The following is an 18,704-nucleotide window of genomic DNA, read 5'->3' as shown; positions in this document are numbered from 1 at the left end:
TTTATGCCGCCCTCACCCCCTTCTTCCTCCGCTCACCGACCGTTCACCACTCCTTCACCGGCTATGCCGCCGCGGACAGGTCAAGGCGCGCGCCGAACTCCCTCACCACCGACTCCTCCCGGTACGGCTCCAGGCGCTGCTGGAAGTCCTCCAGATACTCGGAGCCACGCTGGGACCGCAGCGTGCCGAGGAGCTCCACGGCCTTCAGCCCGGTGTGGCAGGCCTGCTCCACCTCGCGCTGCTGCACCTGCGCGGTGGCGAGCAGCACATAGCCGATCGCCCGGCGCCTGACCCGGGACTCGGGGTGCCCGGCGAGGGACTCCTCGGCGCAGCGCGCCGCCGCCTCGGCCTGCCCGAGGTCGCGGTGGCAGTGGGCCAGCTCGTCCGCCAGATACGCCTGGTCGAAGTGCGCGATCCACGCGGGGTCGTCCCCGCTGGCCTCGTCGGCGGCCTCCAGCGCCGCGACCGCGCGCCCCGAGGCGAACTGGGCGGCCCGCGCGTCGCCCAGCAGCGCGTGGCCCCGCGCCTCGGCCGCGTGGAACATCGCCTCCGCGCGCGGTGTCGCCCGCCCTCGTGCGCCCTCCTGGGCCGCCCGCGCCAACTGGGCGATCTCGCGCGGGTTTCCGAGCTGGGCGGCGAGATGGCTCATGGAGGCGGCGAGCACATAGCCGCCGTACGCGCGGTCGCCCGCCGCCTGGGCCAGCCGCAGCGCCTGGATGTAGTACCGCTGGGCGAGGCCGGGCTGGCCGGTGTCGATGGCCATGTACCCGGCCAGCTCGGTCAACCGCGCGACGGCGGCGAACAGTTCGCGGCCCACCACGTCCCGGTACGAGCCCGCCAGCAGCCCGGACACGACGCTGTTGAGGTAGTGCACGACGACCGGCCGCACATGCCCGCTGCCGAACTGGTGGTCGAGGTCGCACAGCGCCCCGGTCATCGCCCGGACCGCCGCCACGTCGGAGGGCCCGACCCGCGGCCCCGCCGAGCGCGCCACCTGGGCGTCCGGGCCCGAGATCAGCCAGTCGCGGCTGGGCTCGACCAGGGCCGAGGCGGCGACCGAGGAGCCGGACAGGAAGTCCCGGCGTCCGACGTCGCTGCGCCACAGCTCGCAGACCTGCTCGATGGCCCCGAGCACCGTCGGCGAGAACTGGAGCCCCACTCCCGAGGCGAGGTTCTTGCCGTTGGCCATGCCGATCTCGTCGATCGTGACCGTCCGCCCGAGCTTGCGCCCGAGCGCTTCGGCGATGATCGCCGGCGCCCGCCCCCTCGGCTGCTGTCCGCGCAGCCAGCGCGCCACCGACGTCTTGTCGTAGCGCAGGTCGAGTCCGTGTTCCGCGCCGCACATGTTGACCCGGCGGGCCAGTCCCGCGTTCGAGCAGCCCGCTTCCTGAATGAGCGCCTGCAGCCGTTCGTTCGGCTGTCGCGCGACAAGTGGCCTCGCGGCCATGGCGTACCCCCTGCTTCATGGCGCGCTCGCCGACGGTGCCCCGTCGGCTCGCGAGCCGTATGCCTGCGGTGCCTGCGCACGCACCGTGCCTTCGGAGTTGACGTGCTTCGGAGTCGATGTGTCCTCGGCGTTGCCGTGACGTCAGCGGTGACGTGTGAAGATCGATGCCCAGTGGACATACCCCTCATGCGGGACATGCGAGGATTGCCGGATCCCGCACGTCCGCACCGCCCCGGCCGTGGCCGCGCACACCCCCACATGACTACCCGGCCCCCGCTGCCGTTCCCCGTGCGCGCCCCCGGCTGTGCACCCGTGCGCCCCGCCCGCCGGACCGATACCCCCGCGCAGGACACGGGAGTCGCGGACGGGACGAAGGCGGGACGAGGACGGGACGAAGGGGGCAACCGCGAAAACCGGCTCCGGGACCGGGTAAAGCGCCGCGCGCAGCGGCGTAACCCGTGGTGACGGCCGGAGTTGAGTTCATCGTGGAAGAGACCATCGCGGGCCCCGAGACCGCCCCCATCCCGAAGCAGCGCGGCGCATCCTTCCTGGATTCGGCCGTGCGCTACATCGAGGAGCGCCACTGGGACGTGGTTCCCGGGACCTGGCTGGAGGCCGCCGACGGGATGCTCCACTGCTCCTGCGGACAGCGCGCGTGCCCGCTGCCCGGCGCGCATCCGGCGGGCGAGGACTGGGCGAGCCGGGCGACCGGCAGCGCGACCGTGACGCGCCGCCTGTGGGCCCGGCAGCCGAACGCGTCGGTCCTGCTGCCCACGGGGCGCGCCTTCGACGCCCTCGACGTGCCGGAGAGCGCCGGCTTCCTCGCGCTGGCCCGCATGGAGCGGATGGAGCTGACGCCCGGGCCGGTGACGGTGACACCGGACCGGCGCATGCTCTTCCTCGTGCTGCCCGGCACGTCGGCCAAGGTGCCCGACCTGGTGCGCGGCCTGGGCTGGTCCCCGGCCGCGCTCGACCTCACCACGCTGGGCGAGGGCGCGTACGTGGCGGCGCCGCCCACCCGCTTCGGCTCCCGGGGCGCGGTCCAGTGGGTCCGCCGCCCCACACCCGCCAACCGCTGGCTGCCGGACGCGGAGGAGCTGGTCTCCTCCCTGTCCTACGCGTGCGGCAGGGACCGCTGAGGCACCCGGCGGTGAGAAGGCGCGGAGCCGTGGCCGGTCGGCCACGGCTCCGCTCCCAGGACGTCGCGAGGACGCCGACGGCTCACTGGACGACCGACTGGATCTCCTTGACCGTCACGTCCTGATCGGAGTCGGAGAAGCCGTCGGGCAGCGGCTTGGCGTTCGGACCGTTCGGGCCGGCCGTGGGGTTCCAGGTGACCTTCCAGGTGATCCGGGCCGTCAGCTTGTACGTACCGGAGCCGGAGGACTTGCGGTACGTCACGTTGCAGTCGCTGTGCGAGCTGTCGACCTGGTAACCGCCGCCCGAGGTCGTGAACTTGTAGGTGCACGACTGCGGGTCGGCGTACTGGGTCTGGGCGTCGACGCGCAGCGAGTCCGGGCGGGCGACCACGGTCGCGGCGATGTTCGCCGAGGCCAACTGGGCGGTCACCCAAACCGGTTCGATCGCGTCGGTGAACGCGACACGGGTCGGGACGTTCACCTTCTGCTTGTCGGCGGCCGGGCTGAGCGTCACCGTGCGCGAGGGCAGCTTGGTCGCGCCGTAGGCGATCTGGGAAAGCATCTCGGGCGTGACCCCCTGGGCGGGAGCCGGGTTCGCCGGGTCGACCCACGCCCAGGACGGCGAGAGCTCACACGTCCCGACCTGCGCGGGCGGCAGGTACTTGTTGTCGACCAGCATCCACCACTTGCCGTCGTCGCCCTTGTGGTAGTGGATCTTGTTCATGTCCGACTGGACCTGGTTGTAGTAGTTGTAGACGGTGCTCGCGTTCGCCTTGCCCGCCGTCTCGTACTGGTTCTGCAGGTAGTCCTTGAACTGGTCCGGCGTGAAGGCCGGTTCGTACCAGCACGGAGGTGCGGTCCAGTTGACGTCCGAGGAGGTGACCGGCCGCGCGTCGCCGCCGGCGCCGTGGGAGGTCACCGACACCTGGGAGGTGATCCTGCCGTCGCTGCTCGTCGGGGTCGTGGAGGAGGACCCGGGATCCGTCGGTACGCCGTTGGAGGCGGTCGCCGCGGCGGAGGACGACAGAAGCAGTCCGGCGCACACGCCGGACGCGGCGACCCCTCGAAGCAGTGATCTGTTCAGCCGACCTGGCATGCCTTCGCCCCCTGGAGAGTCTTGTAGTCGACCACGTGCCATTCGCCGTTCTCGGCCTTCGCGAGTCCCAGCGACCACTGGGTGAAGTCCTTCGCGGACGGGGTCGTCACCTTGACCTGCCCCGTCTTGCGGACCTTCGCGTAACCCTTGCGCTGGTCCTCGCAGTACGTGACGGTAGCGGTCCCGTTCGCGACCCGCACCGCCGGTTCGTAGTAGTGGTACGTACCGGTGACACTCATCCCGCTCTTCGCCCACTTGTTGAGGGTGTCCGCGTACTCGGCACCCTTCAGGCCGGTCCAGAACCGGGTGAAGTTCGGCGTGTTGCCACTCCCCTTCACCTCCGCCTCCAGGATCGCCGTGATCGCGTAGGACGTGTCGCGCAGCACCGGGCCCTTGTCGGGGTCGGAGTTCGTGAAGCCCTCCAGCTGGACCTTGACGTCCGAGGGAAGGGCGAAGTCGGGTGCACCCGCTCCTCGCGGCGCCCCCGTCGTCGCCGGGCCGCTCGGCGTGCCCGAGGTCGGGTTCCCGGTCTCCGCGCCCTTGATCGCATCGGGCGACGTGTTGCCGCCGCCGCACGCGGTGAGCAGCATGGCCGATGCGGCGACCAGTACGGCCGCAGCGGTCAGTGTGCGGGTGGTCACGTGTGCTTCTCCCGTTGTCTTCGGCACCACGAACGTTCGTACGTTACGACTTTAGTTGCGGACGCGAGCAGTCGCCCGCAACAAATGCGCGACAACTCACGGGACACCAGGGCGAGTCACGGGCCGCCAAAGCGCCCCTCTCGTGACACCCCGGGGCAGGTCGCCCCCACGTCCGTCAGGCGATCGCAGGTCTAGGGCCTGTCTGACCATTCCTGTCGTCCGCCCGAAGGGCGGGCCGCGCGGCGTCTGGTGCGTGCGATCGCAAGGCGCCGGAGCGCCCTCGTGGCGGAGCCACGCGGGCGTTTCGGCAACGCCGCGAGCGCGCGTGCCAGACGCCGCGCGGCAGGCAGGAATGGTCAGACAGGCCCTAGGGTGCTCATATGACCGAGAGGGCTGAGGCGGGCATGCCTGCCGTACGGGTGGCTGTACGAGTGCAAGGGCTCTGGAAGCGGTTCGGGGAGCAGGTCGCCGTCGGCGGCATCGATCTGGAGCTTCCCGCGGGCCGGTTCATCGGGCTGGTCGGGCCGAACGGGGCGGGGAAGACCACCACCCTGTCGATGATCACCGGCCTGCTGAGACCCGACCAGGGCAGCGTGGAGGTCGTGGGGCACGACGTGTGGCGGGATCCGGTCGAGGTGAAGGCCCGCATCGGCGTCCTGCCGGAGGGGCTGCGCCTGTTCGAGCGGCTGTCCGGGCGCGAACTCCTCGCCTACACCGGGCGCCTGCGGGGGCTTCCCGGCGCCGAGGTCGACAAGCGCGCCACCCAGCTCCTGGACGTCCTGGACCTGGCCGGGTCCCAGCACAAGCTCGTGGTGGACTACTCGACCGGCATGCGCAAGAAGATCGGTCTCGCCGCCGCCCTGCTGCACAACCCCGAAGTGGTGTTCCTCGACGAGCCGTTCGAGGGCGTGGACCCGGTGTCCGCGCAGACCATCCGCGGCGTCCTGGAGCGCTACACCGCCTCGGGCGCCACCGTGGTGTTCTCCTCCCACGTCATGGAACTCGTGGAATCGCTGTGCGACTGGGTGGCGGTCATGGCCGCGGGACGCATCCGCGCCCATGGCCCGCTCGCCGAGGTGCGCGGCACGGCGCCCACCCTCCAGCAGGCGTTCCTCGAACTGGTCGGCGCGAACGGCCGTGCCGCGAGCACCGATCTCGACTGGCTCGGGGGCGGCGCCCGATGAGCACCGCGCCCACCGCGACCCCCGCGACCGCCGTGAGCGCGGCACGCCCCGCGGCCCTCACCGCGACCGTCGTACGACTCAAGCTGTCGCTGCTGCGCAACGGGCTGCGGCAGTCCGCCGGGCGGCGGGCCGCCTATGTGGCCTCCGTCGTCCTGGTGCTCCTGGTCGCCGCGCTCCAGCTGATCGGCCTGATCGCGCTGCGCGGCAACGCGCACGCCCCCACCGTCGCGGTGCTGCTGGTCGAGGTCCTCGCGCTCGGCTGGGCGGTGATGCCGCTGTTCTTCCCGAGCGGCGACGAGACGCTCGACCCGACCCGCCTGGTGATGCTCCCGCTGCGCCCCCAGCCGCTGGTGCGGGCGCTGCTGGCGGCCTCCCTGGTCGGCATCGGCCCCCTGTTCACGCTCTGCCTGTTCACCGGTTCGGTCGTCTCCCAGGCGCACGGGGCCCTCGCCTACGTCGTCGCCGTCATCGGCGTCGCCCTGGCGCTGCTCGTCTGCGTGGCGCTGGCCCGGGCCGTGGCCGCCGCCAACATCCGGCTGCTGACCAGCCGCAAGGGCCGCGACCTGGCCGTACTGAGCGGACTCGTCATCGCGGTCGGCGTGCAGGTCGTCAACTTCGGTCTCCAGCGGCTGGGTTCGTCCGGCGGCCTGGCCACGCTCGACCCGGTGGGCGAGGTGCTGCGCTGGGTGCCGCCCGCCTCCGCGATCGGCGCCGTGGACTCCGCGAGCCGCGGCTCCTACGGCGCAGCCGCCGCCCAACTCGCGCTCAGCGCCGCCGCTCTGGCGGCCCTGCTGGCCCTGTGGTCGCGCACCCTGACGAGGCTGATGACCTCGCCCGACCAGTCCACGCTGGGCGCCGCCGAACCGGGCGCCCGGGAGCGCGGCACCGGGTCGGGGCTGTCCCGGCTGCTGCCGGCCGGCCGCACCGGCACCGTGATGGAGCGCAGCCTGCGCTATGTGTGGCGCGACCCCAAGACCAGGGCGGCGTGGGTGACCTCGCTCGCGATCGGACTGATCATCCCGGTCTTCAACGCCCTCCAGGGCACCGGCTCCGTCTACTTCGCCTGTTTCGCGGCCGGGATGCTCGGCGTCCAGATGTTCAACCAGTTCGGCCAGGACACGTCCGCGTTCTGGATGGTCGCGACGACGGTCTCCACCTCGCGGGACGCCTCTGCCGAACTGCGCGGCCGGGCGCTGGCCGTGCTGCTCATCACCCTGCCCTACAGCGCCCTCGCCGCCACCGTGACGACCGCGCTGCTCGGCGCCTGGTCCAAGCTGCCCGAGGTGCTCGGACTGTCCGTCGCGCTGCTGGGCGCGCTGGTGGCGGCCGGCGCCGTCGCCTCGGCCCGCTTCCCGTACTCCATCCCGCCGGAGGGGCGCAGGAACGTGGCGCCCGGGCAGGCGGGCCTCGCCTGGATCGCCCTCATGGGCGGCATGGTCTCCTCCGCCGTGCTGTGCGCGCCCGTGATCGCGGCGGCCGTCTGGATGAACGTCGCCTCGGGCGGGGAGCGGTGGACCTGGACGCTGCTGCCGGCGGGCGCGGTGTACGGGGCGCTGATCGTCGAACTCGGCCTGCGGCTCGCGGCACCGGTCACGGCGCGGCGCCTGCCCGAGATCCTGGCGGCGGTCAGCAAGGGCTGACCGCCGCCACCGGCCCGGATCCGGCCGCCGCCGTGCGGGGGATCCGGGACCGCAAAACTTTCCCGAACCCGATGTGGGCTGGGTCACGTTCCAGTTGAATGAAGACGAGTGAGCGGACGAACGCGCTGCACACGCGGACGCGGCAGCCTGCAGGGGGTCCAGGTGAGTGCTTCCCGGCCTAGGGGGACGACGGACGAGATCGGGCCCGACGAGCCCGACCGCGACGGCGCGGATCTTCTCGCCGCGCTGCTGGACGGCATGGACGCGGCGCTGTGCGCCTTCGACTCCGCCGGGGTCGTCACCCACTGGAACCGGGAGGCGGAGCGGATCCTCGGCTGGTCCGCGGCCGAGGCCGTCGGGCGGCGCGGCTTCGCCGACTGGGCGGTGCGGCCGGCCGACGCGGCGGAGGTCGAGGCGCGGCTGATGTCGGCGATGGGCGTGCGCGGGCGGCAGGTGCACGAGTTCGCGCTGGTGACCAAGGAGGGCGGGCGCGTCCTCGTGCGTACCCAGTCCGCCGCCGTGCGCGGGGCCGACGGGGCGCCGGCCGGAGTGTACTGCGCCTTCGGCGAGGTCCACGCCCAGATGGACCTGGAGCGCTCGATCGCGCTGAGCGAGGCCCTGTTCGAGGACGCGAGCTGGGGCGTGATGCTGGTCGACGCGGATCTGCGGCCGGCCGTCGTCAACGCCTACGCCGCCCGCGCCCTCGGCACCGGGCGCACGGCGCTGCTCGGGCGGCCGCTGGGGGACCTGCTGTCGCAGGGCGTGGAGGAGCTGGAGAGCGCGCTGACCCATGTGCTCGCCGAGGGCGCCCCGCCGGCCCCCGCCGAGCTGTGGGTGTGCGTGCGGTCCGCCGAGGGCGTACGGCGGCGGTGCTGGCGCAGCGGGTTCCTGCGGCTGTCCTCCCCGCTCGCGGAGGAGCCGGTCCCTCTCGGGGTGGGCTGGCTGTTCCAGGACGTCACCGAGGCCAAGCAGGCGGAGCAGGACGCGGCGCTGCTGCGCTTCCGCTCCAACCAGCTGCACCGCGCGGCACGGGCGGCGGCCGAGTGCGAGGACCCCGGCGAGGCGGCCACCGTCCATCTCGACTTCGCGCTGGCCGGGTTCGCCGACCACGCCCTGATCGACCGGGTGGCGGGCGAACCGCCGGCGGACGGGGAGGGTCCGGTACGGCTGGTACGGGCCGTCGAGACGCCGTCCGGCGCGCCGGGACCCAGCATGCTCGCCGGGAAGGCGGGCCTGCCGGTGCGGTACGCCGAGGGGCATCCGGCCCTCCAATGCGTGGCCCGCGTCGGGTCGGTCCGGGCCGGGGCGGGCGAGCTGGGCGCGGAGCGGGCGAGCGAGTGGGCGCTGTCCCGGCAGTGGCCCGCCGACGCGGTGCACGCCCTGTGCACGGTGCTGCGCAGCCGGGGCCGGACGCTGGGCGTGGTGACGTTCCTGCGCGGGGCCGGCCGCAGCCGGTTCGAACGCGCGGACGCGGTGTACGCGGAGGACGTCGCCGCACGCATCGCCACCGCCCTGGACCTGGCCGGTACGACGTAGCGTGCGCCCCGAAGGGGCGCGAGAAACTGCGCGACCAGCCACGACGCCGCCGCAGGTCCCCACGCTCCGCAAGGGGCACCCCCCCAGGGGCGCGGGGAACTGCGCGACCGGCCACGACGCACCCGCAGACGAACGACACGCGCGGTGAACCGCGATGCCGGGGCGGGGCCGGTGCTACGGGTGGTGGTAGAAGATGCGGTCGCCGTACGCGCGCATCACCCGGGTGTTCCACTCGTGGCCCCCGTCGACATTGCCCGACCTGAGCAGCGGCGGTTCGACACCGCGGTCCGCGAGGACCCCCGCAGCGGTCGCCATCACCGCCTGGAGCAGGGCCGTGGTGACGACGGTGGAGGCCGGGGCGAACGGGGCCGGGACGGCCTCCAGCCGGAGCTCCGCGTCACCGACCGCGATCTTGGAGTCGAGGACGACGTCGCAGTGGTCCTTGAGATAGGTACCGGAGGCGTGCCGCGGCCCGGTCTGCGCGGCGTAGGCCACCGAGGTCACGCCGATGACCTTGACCCCGCGCTCGCGGGCCTTCATCGCCATCTCCACGGGGAGCGCGTTGCGGCCCGACAGGGAGACGACCACCAGCAGGTCGCCGGAGCCGAGCGGGCTGGAGTCCAGGACCGCCGAGGCCAGTCCGTCGACCCGTTCCAGCGCGGAACCGAGGGTCGCGGGCATGACGTCGACGCCGACCACGCCGGGGACCGCGAGAAGGTTCATCAGGGCGAGGCCGCCCGCGCGGTAGACGAGGTCCTGGGCGGCCAGGGAGGAGTGCCCGGCGCCGAAGGCGAACAGCCGGCCGCCGTCGGCGACGGTGTCCGCGATCAGGGTCCCGGCCTCCGCGATCGGCCCCGCGTCCTCGTCCCGCACCCGCCGCAGCAGCCCGATCGCCGCGTCGAGGAAGCGCCCGGCGAGGTCGCCCGACGCCGCTCCCGGCCCACCGGCGCCGTGCCGCGCCCGGTTCGACTCCTCGCTCATGCCTGCGATGTCCCTTCGCGGGGTCGGGGTGACAGGCGATCACGTTACGGTGCGGGACGCGGTCTGGACCAGTGGGGCGGGGCGGCGTCACTCCCCGGTTGTCAGTCGCATGCGTCAGAATTGGTGGCAGGGCCAGCGCACACGCCGGTGGGCCGTCGAGCCTTCGGCAATCTCAATCGAGGGGCACGTATGTCCGGACTGATCGACACCACGGAGATGTATCTCCGCACCATCCTCGAACTGGAAGAGGAAGGCGTGGTCCCCATGCGCGCCCGGATCGCGGAGCGGCTCGACCAGAGCGGGCCGACGGTGAGCCAGACGGTGGCGCGGATGGAGCGTGACGGCCTGGTGTCGGTCGCCGCGGACCGCCATCTGGAGCTGACGGACGAGGGCCGCCGCCTGGCCACCCGTGTGATGCGCAAGCACCGCCTGGCCGAGTGCCTGCTGGTCGATGTGATCGGCCTGGAGTGGGAGCAGGTGCACGCGGAGGCCTGCCGCTGGGAGCACGTGATGAGCGAAGCGGTCGAGCGCCGTGTGCTGGAGCTGCTGCGCCACCCCACCGAGTCGCCGTACGGGAACCCCATCCCGGGCCTGGAGGAGCTGGGCGAGAAGGACGGCGCGGACCCGTTCCTGGACGAGGGCATGGTGTCGCTGGCCGAGCTGGACGCGGGGACGGACGGCAAGACGGTGATCGTGCGGCGGATCGGCGAGCCCATCCAGACGGACGCGCAGCTGATGTACACGCTGCGGCGGGCCGGGGTGCAGCCCGGGTCGGTCGTCAGCGTGACGGAGTCGGCGGGCGGGGTGCTGGTGGGGAGCGGGGGTGAGGCGGCGGAGCTGGAGGCGGAGGTCGCCTCGCACGTGTTCGTGGCCAAGAGGTAGCCCGCCGCCCCGGGCCGGAACAAGATCCAGTCTGCCGAAGCGCAGCGGACCACGCGGTTCGCGTGCGAGGCTGTGCCCGGAGGCATATGACCGGACGGCTCCTGGCCGAGGGCTGACAGCGATGTCACCCCGCCGAAGAGAGGGTGGGAGATGTGCCGCAGACAGGGTGAGAGCCCCGGCACCTTGGGCGCCGGGGCCTGTCCTCCCCAGTTGCGACCCGGAGCCCCGAGCTCCCAGGGTCGCTCCCCTCGGACCGTCTTTCCCCGAGCGGTCCGCCTCCCGCTGAAGATCTCCCCACGGACGCGGCCGCCAATCCTGGAGGAAGGTCACTCGAAGGTGGGGTGTTGTCCCGAGAAAGGCCATTTTCGAATAGTCATTCGATACCGTCGAGGCGAAACCAGCACAGGCAGCGGAACGACAGCGGCATGCGGAGCAGGGGGGTGCCAGGACGATGGTGCGGCGCATCGACGTGATCGGGGCAGGCGGCGTACACCTCGCCGCGTGGGAGTTCGCCGACCCTCCCAAGAACGCTGAGCACGAGGGCGCACCGGGCGTCCTGTTACTGCACGGCCTCATGGGACGCGCCTCCCACTGGGCCGCCACGGCCCGCTGGCTCTCCGAGCGGCACCGCGCCGTCGCCCTGGACCAGCGCGGGCACGGCCAGAGCGACAAGCCCGCCGAGGGCGCCTACACGCGGGAGGCCTACGTCGACGACGCCGAGGCCGCCCTGGAGCAGCTCGGCCTCGCCCCGGCGGTGCTCGTCGGTCACGCCATGGGCGCGCTGACCGCCTGGCAGCTCGCCGCCAAGCGTCCCGACCTGGTGAGCGGGCTCGTCATCTGCGACATGCGGGCGTCCCCGCTCGGCGCCGCCTCGCAGCGCGAGTGGGAGGACTGGTTCCGGTCCTGGCCCCTGCCCTTCGCCGCGCTCGCCGACGTACGGAAGTGGTTCGGCGAGGACGACCCCTGGGTGGAGCGGCCGAATCCGGCCCGTGGCGCGTTCTACGCCGAGGTGATGGCCGAGTCCAAGGACGGCTGGCGGCCCGTCTTCGAACCGGAGCAGATGCTGAGGTCCCGCCAGACCTGGGTCCACGACGCGCACTGGGAGGAGCTGGCGCAGGTGCGCTGCCCCGCCCTGGTGGTGCGCGGCCTGGACGGGGAGCTGGGCCGGGCGGAGGCCCAGGAGATGGTGCGCGTCCTGCCGCACGGCCGGTACGCCGAGGTCGCCGACGCCGGCCACCTCGTCCACTACGACCAGCCGGAGGCCTGGCGGGCGGCGATCGGACCGTTCCTCCAGGACGTGCTCGCCCACCCCGGCTCGGAAAAAACCGGTTGATCGGGTGCCGGGACGTTCCTAGGGTGTGGAGTACACGAGAAGGGAGGTGGTTCGGCAGATGTATGGAAACCGGACGCGTGAGGTGGCTGCGGGCTAGCGGCCCGACACCCCACCGAGTGCGGTGCCGGCGCAGCCGGCCCAATCCCGAGCAGTCACCCGACCCGCGAGTCCGCCGGCACGTCCGGCCGGCTCCCCCGCCGTCAGGCGGAGGACCTGGACTCGCGGGTCGTCTGCGTGTGCGCGGCCCTCAGGGGCTCAGGCGCTCCACCCGCCAGGTGCCGTCCGGCCCCGCGACATAGCGGAGTCGGTCGTGCAGGCGGTTCTCGCGACCCTGCCAGAACTCGACCGTGCGCGGGACGACACGGAAGCCGCCCCAGTGCGGCGGCACCGGGACCTGCGATCCCTCGGGGTAGCGCGCGCTCAGCTCCTCGTAGGCGCGTTCGAGCTCGGCGCGGGAGTGGATGACCGAGGACTGGGCGCTGGCCCAGGCGCCGAGCTGGGAGCCGTGGGGGCGGCTGCGGAAGTAGGCGGCCGTCTCGTCGCGACCGGTCCGGCGGACGACACCCGCGACGATCACCTGGCGGGCCATCGGATGCCAGGGGAACAGCAGCGCGACCTGCGGGTTCTCCTCCAGCTCCCGGGCCTTGCGGGAGTCGTAGTTGGTGTAGAAGACGAAGCCCTGGCCGTCGTACTGCTTCAGCAGGACCGTACGGGAGCTGGGCCGGCCCTCCCGGTCCGCCGTGGAGACCACCATGGCGTTCGGCTCGTAGATCATCCCGGCCAGGGAGGCCTGGGCCGCCTGCTTGAACCAGTCGGCGAACTGGTCCATCGGGTGGGCGGCGAGCGACGCCTCGTCCAGCCCCTCGGCGCGGTAGTGCGCCCGCATCTCGGCGGGGTCGTGGGCCAGGTCCTCGGCCGGGCCCCGGGCCGCACGTTCGACAATGAGTTCGATATCCGGCTCCGCGCCGGGGCCGGACACGGGGGCCGGGGGCGGGGCGGGACTCTCGGGGGCGGGTTCGTCCGGGAAGCGGTCGGTCACGTCGTCATCTTGCCGTACACCACGGGCACTTCGGGCGGGCGCGGTACGTCACTGAGTGGCACTGAGTGCCGCAACCTCTCCCCAAAGGTGGCACTCGGGGATATCGTGCAGATGCGGGCCCGGGTGGATGAGCCCCGATCGATCGGGGCATCACCCGGGTGACGCGACGGACCACGAGTCCTGCACCAGAACCGGCCCGTGGACGGGGCCGGCGGGAATCCCACAGACCACATCCGCCGCACACTTCACACATCACGAGGAGCCGCCTGATGTCCGATTTCGTACCCGGGCTCGAAGGAGTCGTAGCGTTCGAGACGGAGATCGCCGAGCCGGACAAGGAGGGCGGCGCTCTGCGGTACCGGGGCGTCGACATCGAGGAACTGGTGGGCCATGTCTCCTTCGGCAACGTCTGGGGGCTGCTCGTCGACGGCGCCTTCAACCCCGGGCTGCCGCCCGCCGAGCCGTTCCCGATCCCGGTCCACTCGGGTGACATCCGCGTGGACGTGCAGTCGGCACTCGCCATGCTCGCGCCGGTGTGGGGCCTGAAGCCGCTGCTGGACATCGACGCCGAGCAGGCCCGCGAGGACCTGGCGCGCGCCGCCGTCATGGCGCTGTCCTACGTCGCCCAGTCGGCCCGCGGGCAGGGGCTGCCGATGGTGCCGCAGCGGGAGATCGACAAGGCGCACTCCATTGTGGAGCGGTTCATGATCCGCTGGCGGGGTGAGCCGGACCCGAAGCACGTCGCGGCCGTGGACGCCTACTGGACGTCGGCCGCCGAGCACGGCATGAACGCGTCCACCTTCACGGCGCGGGTCATCGCCTCCACCGGGGCGGACGTGGCGGCGGCGCTGTCGGGGGCGGTGGGCGCCATGTCCGGGCCGCTGCACGGCGGTGCGCCCTCGCGGGTGCTGGGCATGATCGAGGAGATCGAGCGCACCGGGGACGCGGAAGCGTACGTGAAGCGGGCGCTGGACCAGGGTGAGCGGCTCATGGGCTTCGGCCACCGGGTGTACCGGGCGGAGGATCCGCGGGCGCGGGTGCTGCGGCGTACGGCGCGTGAGCTGGGGGCTCCGCGGTTCGAGATCGCGGAGGCGCTGGAGAAGGCGGCGCTGGAGGAGCTGCACAGCCGGCGTCCGGACCGGGTGCTCGCCACGAACGTGGAGTTCTGGGCGGCGATCATCCTGGACTTCGCGGAGGTGCCGGCGCACATGTTCACGTCGATGTTCACGTGCGCGCGTACGGCGGGGTGGTCGGCGCACATCCTGGAGCAGAAGCGGACGGGGCGGTTGGTGCGGCCGTCCGCGCGGTATGTCGGGCCGGCGGCTCGGGGGGTGCGGGAGATCGAGGGGTACGGGGGTATCGGGGCCTGAGCCCCTTCCTCGCGGGCGCGGGGATCTGGGGACCTGCGGGTCCGTCGTGGCTGGTCGCGCAGTTCCCCGCGCCCCTTAGGGGGTGCCCCTTGCGGAGCGCGGGGAGCTGCGGGTTCGTCGTGGTTGACCGCGCAGTTCCCCGCGCCCCTTGCTCGCGCGGTTCCCCGCGCCCCTTTGGGGGTGGGTCAGGCTGCTGTCAGGAGGGGGGTGTGGTGGCGGGCTGCTGACAGGGGGTGGGCCCTGAGCTTGCCCTTCAGCTCGTTGTAGCCGTACTCCGCGAACAGCGGGTTCGACGGGTCCTGGGTGATGCCGGGGGCGCCGGAGGCGTGCGGGAAGGGCAGGGGCTGGATGCGGGCGTCCAGCCGGGGGTTGTAGAAGAACGGCACGGAGAAGCGCTCCGTGGCGCCGGGCGGGCTGACCACCCGGTGGTTGGTGGCCAGCAGGTAGCCGTCGGTCGCCACCTCCAGCAGCTCACCCAGGTTGACCACGAACGCCCCGTCCAGCGGCGGCACGTCATGGAAGAGCCCGTCCTCGCGCTGCACCTGGAGCCCGCCCACCCGGTCCTGGAGCAGCAGGGTCAGGAAGCCGTAGTCCTTGTGCGCGCCCACCCCCTGGTCCGCGCCGTCCCCCGCGCTGCCGGGATAGCGCACCAGTTTGAGGTGAGGGTGGGCCTGGTCGCCGAAGACCGGATCGTAGAAGTCGGCGGGGGCGCCGATGGCGGTGAGCAGTTCACGCAGGAGGCGGTCGGCGACCGTGCCGAGCCGGTCGATCCAGGCCAGCGCGGCCTCGCGCAGCCCGGGCAGGGCGGTGGGCCACTGGTTGGGGCCCTGGAGCCACCAGTACGCGGGCTCCCCCGGGCCGGGCACGTGCGCGGGGCGCTCGGCGCCTATGTCGAGCTGGTCGCGCCAGTCCCGGGCGCCCTGGGTGCGCTCGTCCCCCGTGCGGGTGTAGCCGCGGAAGTGGGGCGAGCGGACGTTGTCCAGGGCGAGGCGTTCGGCTTCGGGGAGCGCGAAGAACGCGCGCATCGCGGCGAGGAGGGCGTCCGTCTCGGCCCGGGGCACACCGTGGCCCACGAGCTGGAAGAAGCCCACGTCGTGCGCGGCGCTGTGGAGTTGTGCGTGCAGGAGTGCTCGGGCCTGGGGGCCGCGGTCGGCGGCGGACAGGTCGATGATCGGGAGCTGGTCGTACGACGTGGTCGTCATGGGGTGCGTCCGCGGGGTCTACGGGGCACGGGCAGCCGCCGAGGGTAGGGCGGGGCCCGGGGTGCCATACGAAGAGGGAAGAGCAGAGAGAAGAGGGCTGGGGTCAGGCAGAGCGCCGACAGCCCATGCTCGTGACGCGCACGAAGTCCACGTGGCGGCGTCGAACGAGCATCGGAAGCATGGAGGGAAGGATACTGCTCGGTCCCGGGTTCGGGTATGGCCGGATTCACTGCCCCGGAGGGAATGCGTCCGCCAGGTCCCGAGGAGGCGGGCAGGCGGTCAGTCGAGCGCCTCGTCCAGCAGCGCCGCCCACTGGGCCACCACGCGTCGGCGGCGGGCCGCGTCGTCGGTGAGCAGGTTCGCCAGGCCCAGGCCGCGGGCCATGTCCAGCAGGCCCTGGACCGTCTCGCGCACGCCCGGCCGGGACTCGTCGGCGCCGAGCAGGTCGACGGCGATGCGGTGGGTCTCACGGCCCACGTGCGCCTCCAGCTCGACCACCCGCGGCCGCAGCGGCTCCTCGTTCGACGCGGCCACCCACAGCTGCAGGGCGGCCCGGAACAGGGGACCGGTGTACAGGTCCACGAGGGCCGCCACCACGGCGCGGCGGTCGGCGGCGCCGTCCGGGAACAGGTCGCGCATCGCGGTGGAGCGCTCCTCGGCGACGTACTCGACGGCCGCCGTGAACAGGTCCTCCCGGGTCGGGAAGTGGTGCTGGGCGGCGCCCCGGGAGACGCCCGCGCGTTCCGCGACGACCTGCACCGTGGAGCCCGCCCAGCCGTGTTCGGCCAGGCAGGCCACGGCGGCCTCGAGGAGCCGCTGCCGGGTCGCCCGGCTGCGGTCCTGCTTGGGCACGCGGTCGACCGCGCTCACACCACCCACTCCGGGTCCCGTCGTTCGAGGAAGGCCGTCATCCCCTCGCGGGCCTGCGGGGAGGCGAACAGCCGGGCCGAGAGCGCGGTCAGATCCGCCGCGTCCCGGTCGAAGGTCTCCAGCACCCTAACCGTGAGCAGGCGCTTCGTCTCGGCCAGGGCTCGCGGCTCGGACCGGCGCAGTCCGTCGAGCACGGGTGCGAGCACCTCGTCCACGTCGTCGCCGTACGCGGTGAGCAGTCCGGCGGTCACGGCGTCGGCGGCGCCGAACCGCTCACCGGTGAGGTAGTAGCGGGCCATGGCGCGGGGGTCGGTGCGCGGCAGCAGGGTCAGGGAGATGACGGCGGGGGTGACGCCGATGCGCACCTCGGTGAGGGCGAAGGTGGACTCGGCGGAGGCGGCCGCGATGTCGCAGGCGCCCAGCAGGCCGAGGCCGCCCGCCCGGACATGGCCGGCGACCCGGGCCACGACGGGCTTGGGCAGCTCCACGATCTGCCGCAGCACCCCGACCAGCGTCCGCGGATCCGGCGGGTCGCGCAGGTCGGCGCCCGCGCAGAAGGTGTTCCCGGTGTGGGTGAGGACGACGGCCCGGACGTCCTCGTCCTTGGCGGCGGCGGTCAGGGCCTGCCCCAGTTCACCGACGAGCGCGGCCGACAGGGCGTTGCGGTTGCCGGGCGAGTCGAGGGTGAGGGTGGTCATGCCGCGCTGGTGCGCGGACCGTACGAGGGGGGTGGTCATGGGCGCTCCCTGAGCTGTCGGCGGAGGATCTTCCCGCTGGCGGCGCGCGGCACGGTGTCGACGAAGGTGACCGCGCGGACGCGCTTGTACGGGGCGACGCGCTCGGCGACGTACGCCCTCACCTCGCCCTCGGACAGGCCGTCCCCGGGCTGGTCGTCCCCGCCGGGCCGGCGGACGACGAAGGCGTGCGGTATCTCGTTGCCGTCGTCGTCGCGGACACCGACGACGGCGGCGTCCACGATCTCCGGATGGGTCAGCAGGAGGGCCTCCAGTTCGGCGGGCGCCACCTGGAAGCCCTTGTACTTGATGAGTTCCTTGACGCGGTCGACGACGAACAGCCAGCCGTCGGCGTCGACGAGGCCGACGTCACCGGTGTGCAGCCAGCCGTCCTGGTCGATCATCGCGTCGGTCGCGCCGGGCTGTCCGAGGTAGCCCTTCATCACCTGCGGGCCGCGGATCGCGATCTCCCCCCGCTCGCCGACGCCCAGGTCCTTGCCGGGCTCGTCCAGGGACAGGATGCGCATCTCGGTGCCCGCGACGAGCTTGCCGACCGTGCCCGGGGGCGGGTTCGCGGCGTCGAGGGGGACGACATGGGTGCCGGGGGACAGTTCGGTCATGCCGTAGGCCTGGCCGACCGGGGGCAGTCCGAGCCGGCGGGCGCAGGCCGCCGCCAGGTCGGCGTCCAGGGGGGCGGCGGCGGAGATGACGTACTTCAGGGACGACAGGTCGTAGCCCTCCACGGCGGGGTGCTTGGCGAGGGCGAGCACGATCGGCGGCGCCACGTACAGGGCGGTGATGCGGTGCTTCTCGATCGCCGCGAGGAACGTCTCCAGCTCGAAGCGGGGCAGGACGACGACCGTGGCGCCGAGCCTGAGCGGGGCGTTCATGAGGGCGGTCAGGCCGTAGATGTGGAAGAAGGGCAGGACGGCGAGGACGCGTTCGCCGAGCGCGTTCGGCACCAGGGGTTCGAGCTGGGCGAGGTTGGTGGCGACGGACCGGTGGGTGAGCATCACGCCCTTGGGCACGCCGGTGGTCCCGGAGGAGTACGGCAGGGCCGCGATGTCGTGCGCCGGGTCGATCTCCACCTCGGGTTCGGGCGCGGTCGTGCCCAGCATGTCGAGCAGGGAGCGGTGCCCCTGCGCGCTGTCGCACACGAGGATCTCCTGGACGCCGCCGGCCTTCTCGGCGGCGGTGCGGGCCGTGTCCAGGAACGGGGAGACGGTGACGATCCAGCGCGCCCCCGAGTCACGCAGCTGCTTGGCGAACTCCTCGGCCGTGGCGAGCGGGTGGACGGTCGTGACCGACGCGCCCGCGCGCGTGGCGGCGTAGAAGGCGAGCGGGAAGGCGACGGTGTTGGGGCTGTGCAGGGCCAGGACGTCGCCCTTGCGCACCCCCGCCTCGGCGAGGGCCGCGGCGAGCCGCCGGTGGAACCGGTCGAGCTGCCCGTAGGTGAGGGTGGTGCCGTCCACCCCGTCGATCAGGGCGGCCCGCTCCCCGAACTCGGCGGCCCGGCCCAGGACCGCCTCGTGGATGGGGAGATCGACGGCCGGGACGTCTGCGTACTGGCTGCGGAACACGGTTCCTCCTCGTACGGCGCTGGACGGCTG

16 protein-coding genes are annotated in these 18,704 nt (G+C 72.9%); 7 read left to right on the top strand and 9 right to left on the bottom strand.

The genetic code is table 11. The features are described from left to right. Nucleotides 1-61: 61 nt before the first annotated feature. Entirely contained in the window at nucleotides 62-1,447 is a 1,386-nt protein-coding gene (locus AB0C59_RS19180) for a transcriptional regulator (RefSeq protein WP_363005986.1), read from the bottom strand. A gap of 485 nt (nucleotides 1,448-1,932) precedes the next feature. Between AB0C59_RS19180 and AB0C59_RS19175 the strand changes: the two genes are divergently transcribed. Continuing rightward, a complete protein-coding gene (locus tag AB0C59_RS19175; RefSeq protein WP_363005984.1) occupies nucleotides 1,933-2,586 on the top strand; it encodes a bifunctional DNA primase/polymerase in 654 nt (217 codons plus the stop codon). Between the two features lie 82 nt (nucleotides 2,587-2,668). Here the strand turns inward: AB0C59_RS19175 and AB0C59_RS19170 are convergent, their stop codons facing one another. Continuing rightward, nucleotides 2,669-3,682 (bottom strand): hypothetical protein, encoded by a 1,014-nt coding sequence (locus AB0C59_RS19170; protein ID WP_363005982.1) that lies wholly within the window; start codon nucleotides 3,680-3,682, stop codon nucleotides 2,669-2,671. Next, nucleotides 3,667-4,323 (bottom strand): hypothetical protein, encoded by a 657-nt coding sequence (locus tag AB0C59_RS19165; RefSeq protein ID WP_363005980.1) that lies wholly within the window; start codon nucleotides 4,321-4,323, stop codon nucleotides 3,667-3,669. The genes AB0C59_RS19170 and AB0C59_RS19165 overlap by 16 nt, the downstream gene beginning before the upstream one ends. 380 nt (nucleotides 4,324-4,703) lie before the next feature. On the opposite strand from AB0C59_RS19165, the gene AB0C59_RS19160 reads away from it, so the two are divergent. The 3 genes from AB0C59_RS19160 to AB0C59_RS19150 all read left to right on the top strand — a co-directional run bounded on the left by AB0C59_RS19160 (nucleotide 4,704) and on the right by AB0C59_RS19150 (nucleotide 8,683). After that, the gene (locus AB0C59_RS19160; protein ID WP_363005978.1) at nucleotides 4,704-5,507 is read left to right on the top strand and encodes an ABC transporter ATP-binding protein; all 804 of its coding nucleotides are present in this window, start codon (nucleotides 4,704-4,706) and stop codon (nucleotides 5,505-5,507) included. After that, a complete protein-coding gene (locus AB0C59_RS19155) occupies nucleotides 5,504-7,147 on the top strand; it encodes a transporter (protein ID WP_363005976.1) in 1,644 nt (547 codons plus the stop codon). The genes AB0C59_RS19160 and AB0C59_RS19155 overlap by 4 nt, the downstream gene beginning before the upstream one ends. 162 nt (nucleotides 7,148-7,309) lie before the next feature. Next, entirely contained in the window at nucleotides 7,310-8,683 is a 1,374-nt protein-coding gene (locus AB0C59_RS19150; RefSeq protein ID WP_363005974.1) for a PAS domain-containing protein, read from the top strand. 174 nt (nucleotides 8,684-8,857) lie between these two features. On the opposite strand, the gene AB0C59_RS19145 is transcribed toward AB0C59_RS19150, so the two are convergent. After that, complete coding sequence (locus AB0C59_RS19145; protein ID WP_363005972.1) at nucleotides 8,858-9,664, bottom strand: SIS domain-containing protein; 807 nt, start codon at nucleotides 9,662-9,664, stop codon at nucleotides 8,858-8,860. Nucleotides 9,665-9,853: 189 nt separating this feature from the next. Here AB0C59_RS19145 and AB0C59_RS19140 point away from each other — a divergent pair, with 189 nt between their 5' ends. Both AB0C59_RS19140 and AB0C59_RS19135 read left to right on the top strand, forming a co-directional pair. Continuing rightward, complete coding sequence (locus tag AB0C59_RS19140) at nucleotides 9,854-10,546, top strand: metal-dependent transcriptional regulator (protein WP_363005970.1); 693 nt, start codon at nucleotides 9,854-9,856, stop codon at nucleotides 10,544-10,546. A gap of 451 nt (nucleotides 10,547-10,997) precedes the next feature. Continuing rightward, nucleotides 10,998-11,879 carry an alpha/beta hydrolase gene (locus AB0C59_RS19135; RefSeq protein WP_363005968.1) on the top strand — a complete coding sequence of 294 codons (882 nt, stop codon included), beginning with the start codon at nucleotides 10,998-11,000 and terminating at the stop codon, nucleotides 11,877-11,879. 247 nt (nucleotides 11,880-12,126) lie between these two features. Here the strand turns inward: AB0C59_RS19135 and pdxH are convergent, their stop codons facing one another. Further along, nucleotides 12,127-12,765, bottom strand: a complete 639-nt coding sequence (gene pdxH, locus AB0C59_RS19130; RefSeq protein ID WP_363006106.1) for a pyridoxamine 5'-phosphate oxidase — start codon at nucleotides 12,763-12,765, stop codon at nucleotides 12,127-12,129. 422 nt (nucleotides 12,766-13,187) lie between these two features. Here pdxH and AB0C59_RS19125 point away from each other — a divergent pair, with 422 nt between their 5' ends. Next, nucleotides 13,188-14,288, top strand: coding sequence for a citrate synthase 2 (locus tag AB0C59_RS19125; RefSeq protein ID WP_363005966.1), 1,101 nt, complete (start codon nucleotides 13,188-13,190; stop codon nucleotides 14,286-14,288). Between the two features lie 185 nt (nucleotides 14,289-14,473). On the opposite strand, the gene AB0C59_RS19120 is transcribed toward AB0C59_RS19125, so the two are convergent. The 4 genes from AB0C59_RS19120 to AB0C59_RS19105 form a co-directional block, all read right to left on the bottom strand. Further along, on the bottom strand, nucleotides 14,474-15,490 hold the full coding sequence (locus AB0C59_RS19120) for a 2-oxoglutarate and iron-dependent oxygenase domain-containing protein (protein WP_363005964.1): 1,017 nt from the start codon (nucleotides 15,488-15,490) through the stop codon (nucleotides 14,474-14,476). A 279-nt stretch (nucleotides 15,491-15,769) separates the two neighbouring features. After that, on the bottom strand, nucleotides 15,770-16,369 hold the full coding sequence (locus tag AB0C59_RS19115) for a TetR/AcrR family transcriptional regulator (protein WP_363005962.1): 600 nt from the start codon (nucleotides 16,367-16,369) through the stop codon (nucleotides 15,770-15,772). Beyond that, on the bottom strand, nucleotides 16,357-17,097 hold the full coding sequence (locus tag AB0C59_RS19110) for an enoyl-CoA hydratase family protein (RefSeq protein ID WP_363005960.1): 741 nt from the start codon (nucleotides 17,095-17,097) through the stop codon (nucleotides 16,357-16,359). The genes AB0C59_RS19115 and AB0C59_RS19110 overlap by 13 nt, the downstream gene beginning before the upstream one ends. Then, nucleotides 17,094-18,674 (bottom strand): 4-coumarate--CoA ligase family protein, encoded by a 1,581-nt coding sequence (locus AB0C59_RS19105; RefSeq protein ID WP_363005958.1) that lies wholly within the window; start codon nucleotides 18,672-18,674, stop codon nucleotides 17,094-17,096. The genes AB0C59_RS19110 and AB0C59_RS19105 overlap by 4 nt, the downstream gene beginning before the upstream one ends. Nucleotides 18,675-18,704 lie beyond the last annotated feature (30 nt).

Origin of the sequence: Streptomyces sp. NPDC048664 (genome assembly GCF_040650555.1) — a bacterium.
Lineage (GTDB): Bacteria > Actinomycetota > Actinomycetes > Streptomycetales > Streptomycetaceae > Streptomyces.
The sequence above is the reverse complement of the archived record's forward strand: the minus strand, read 5'-3'. Positions and strand labels throughout refer to the sequence as shown.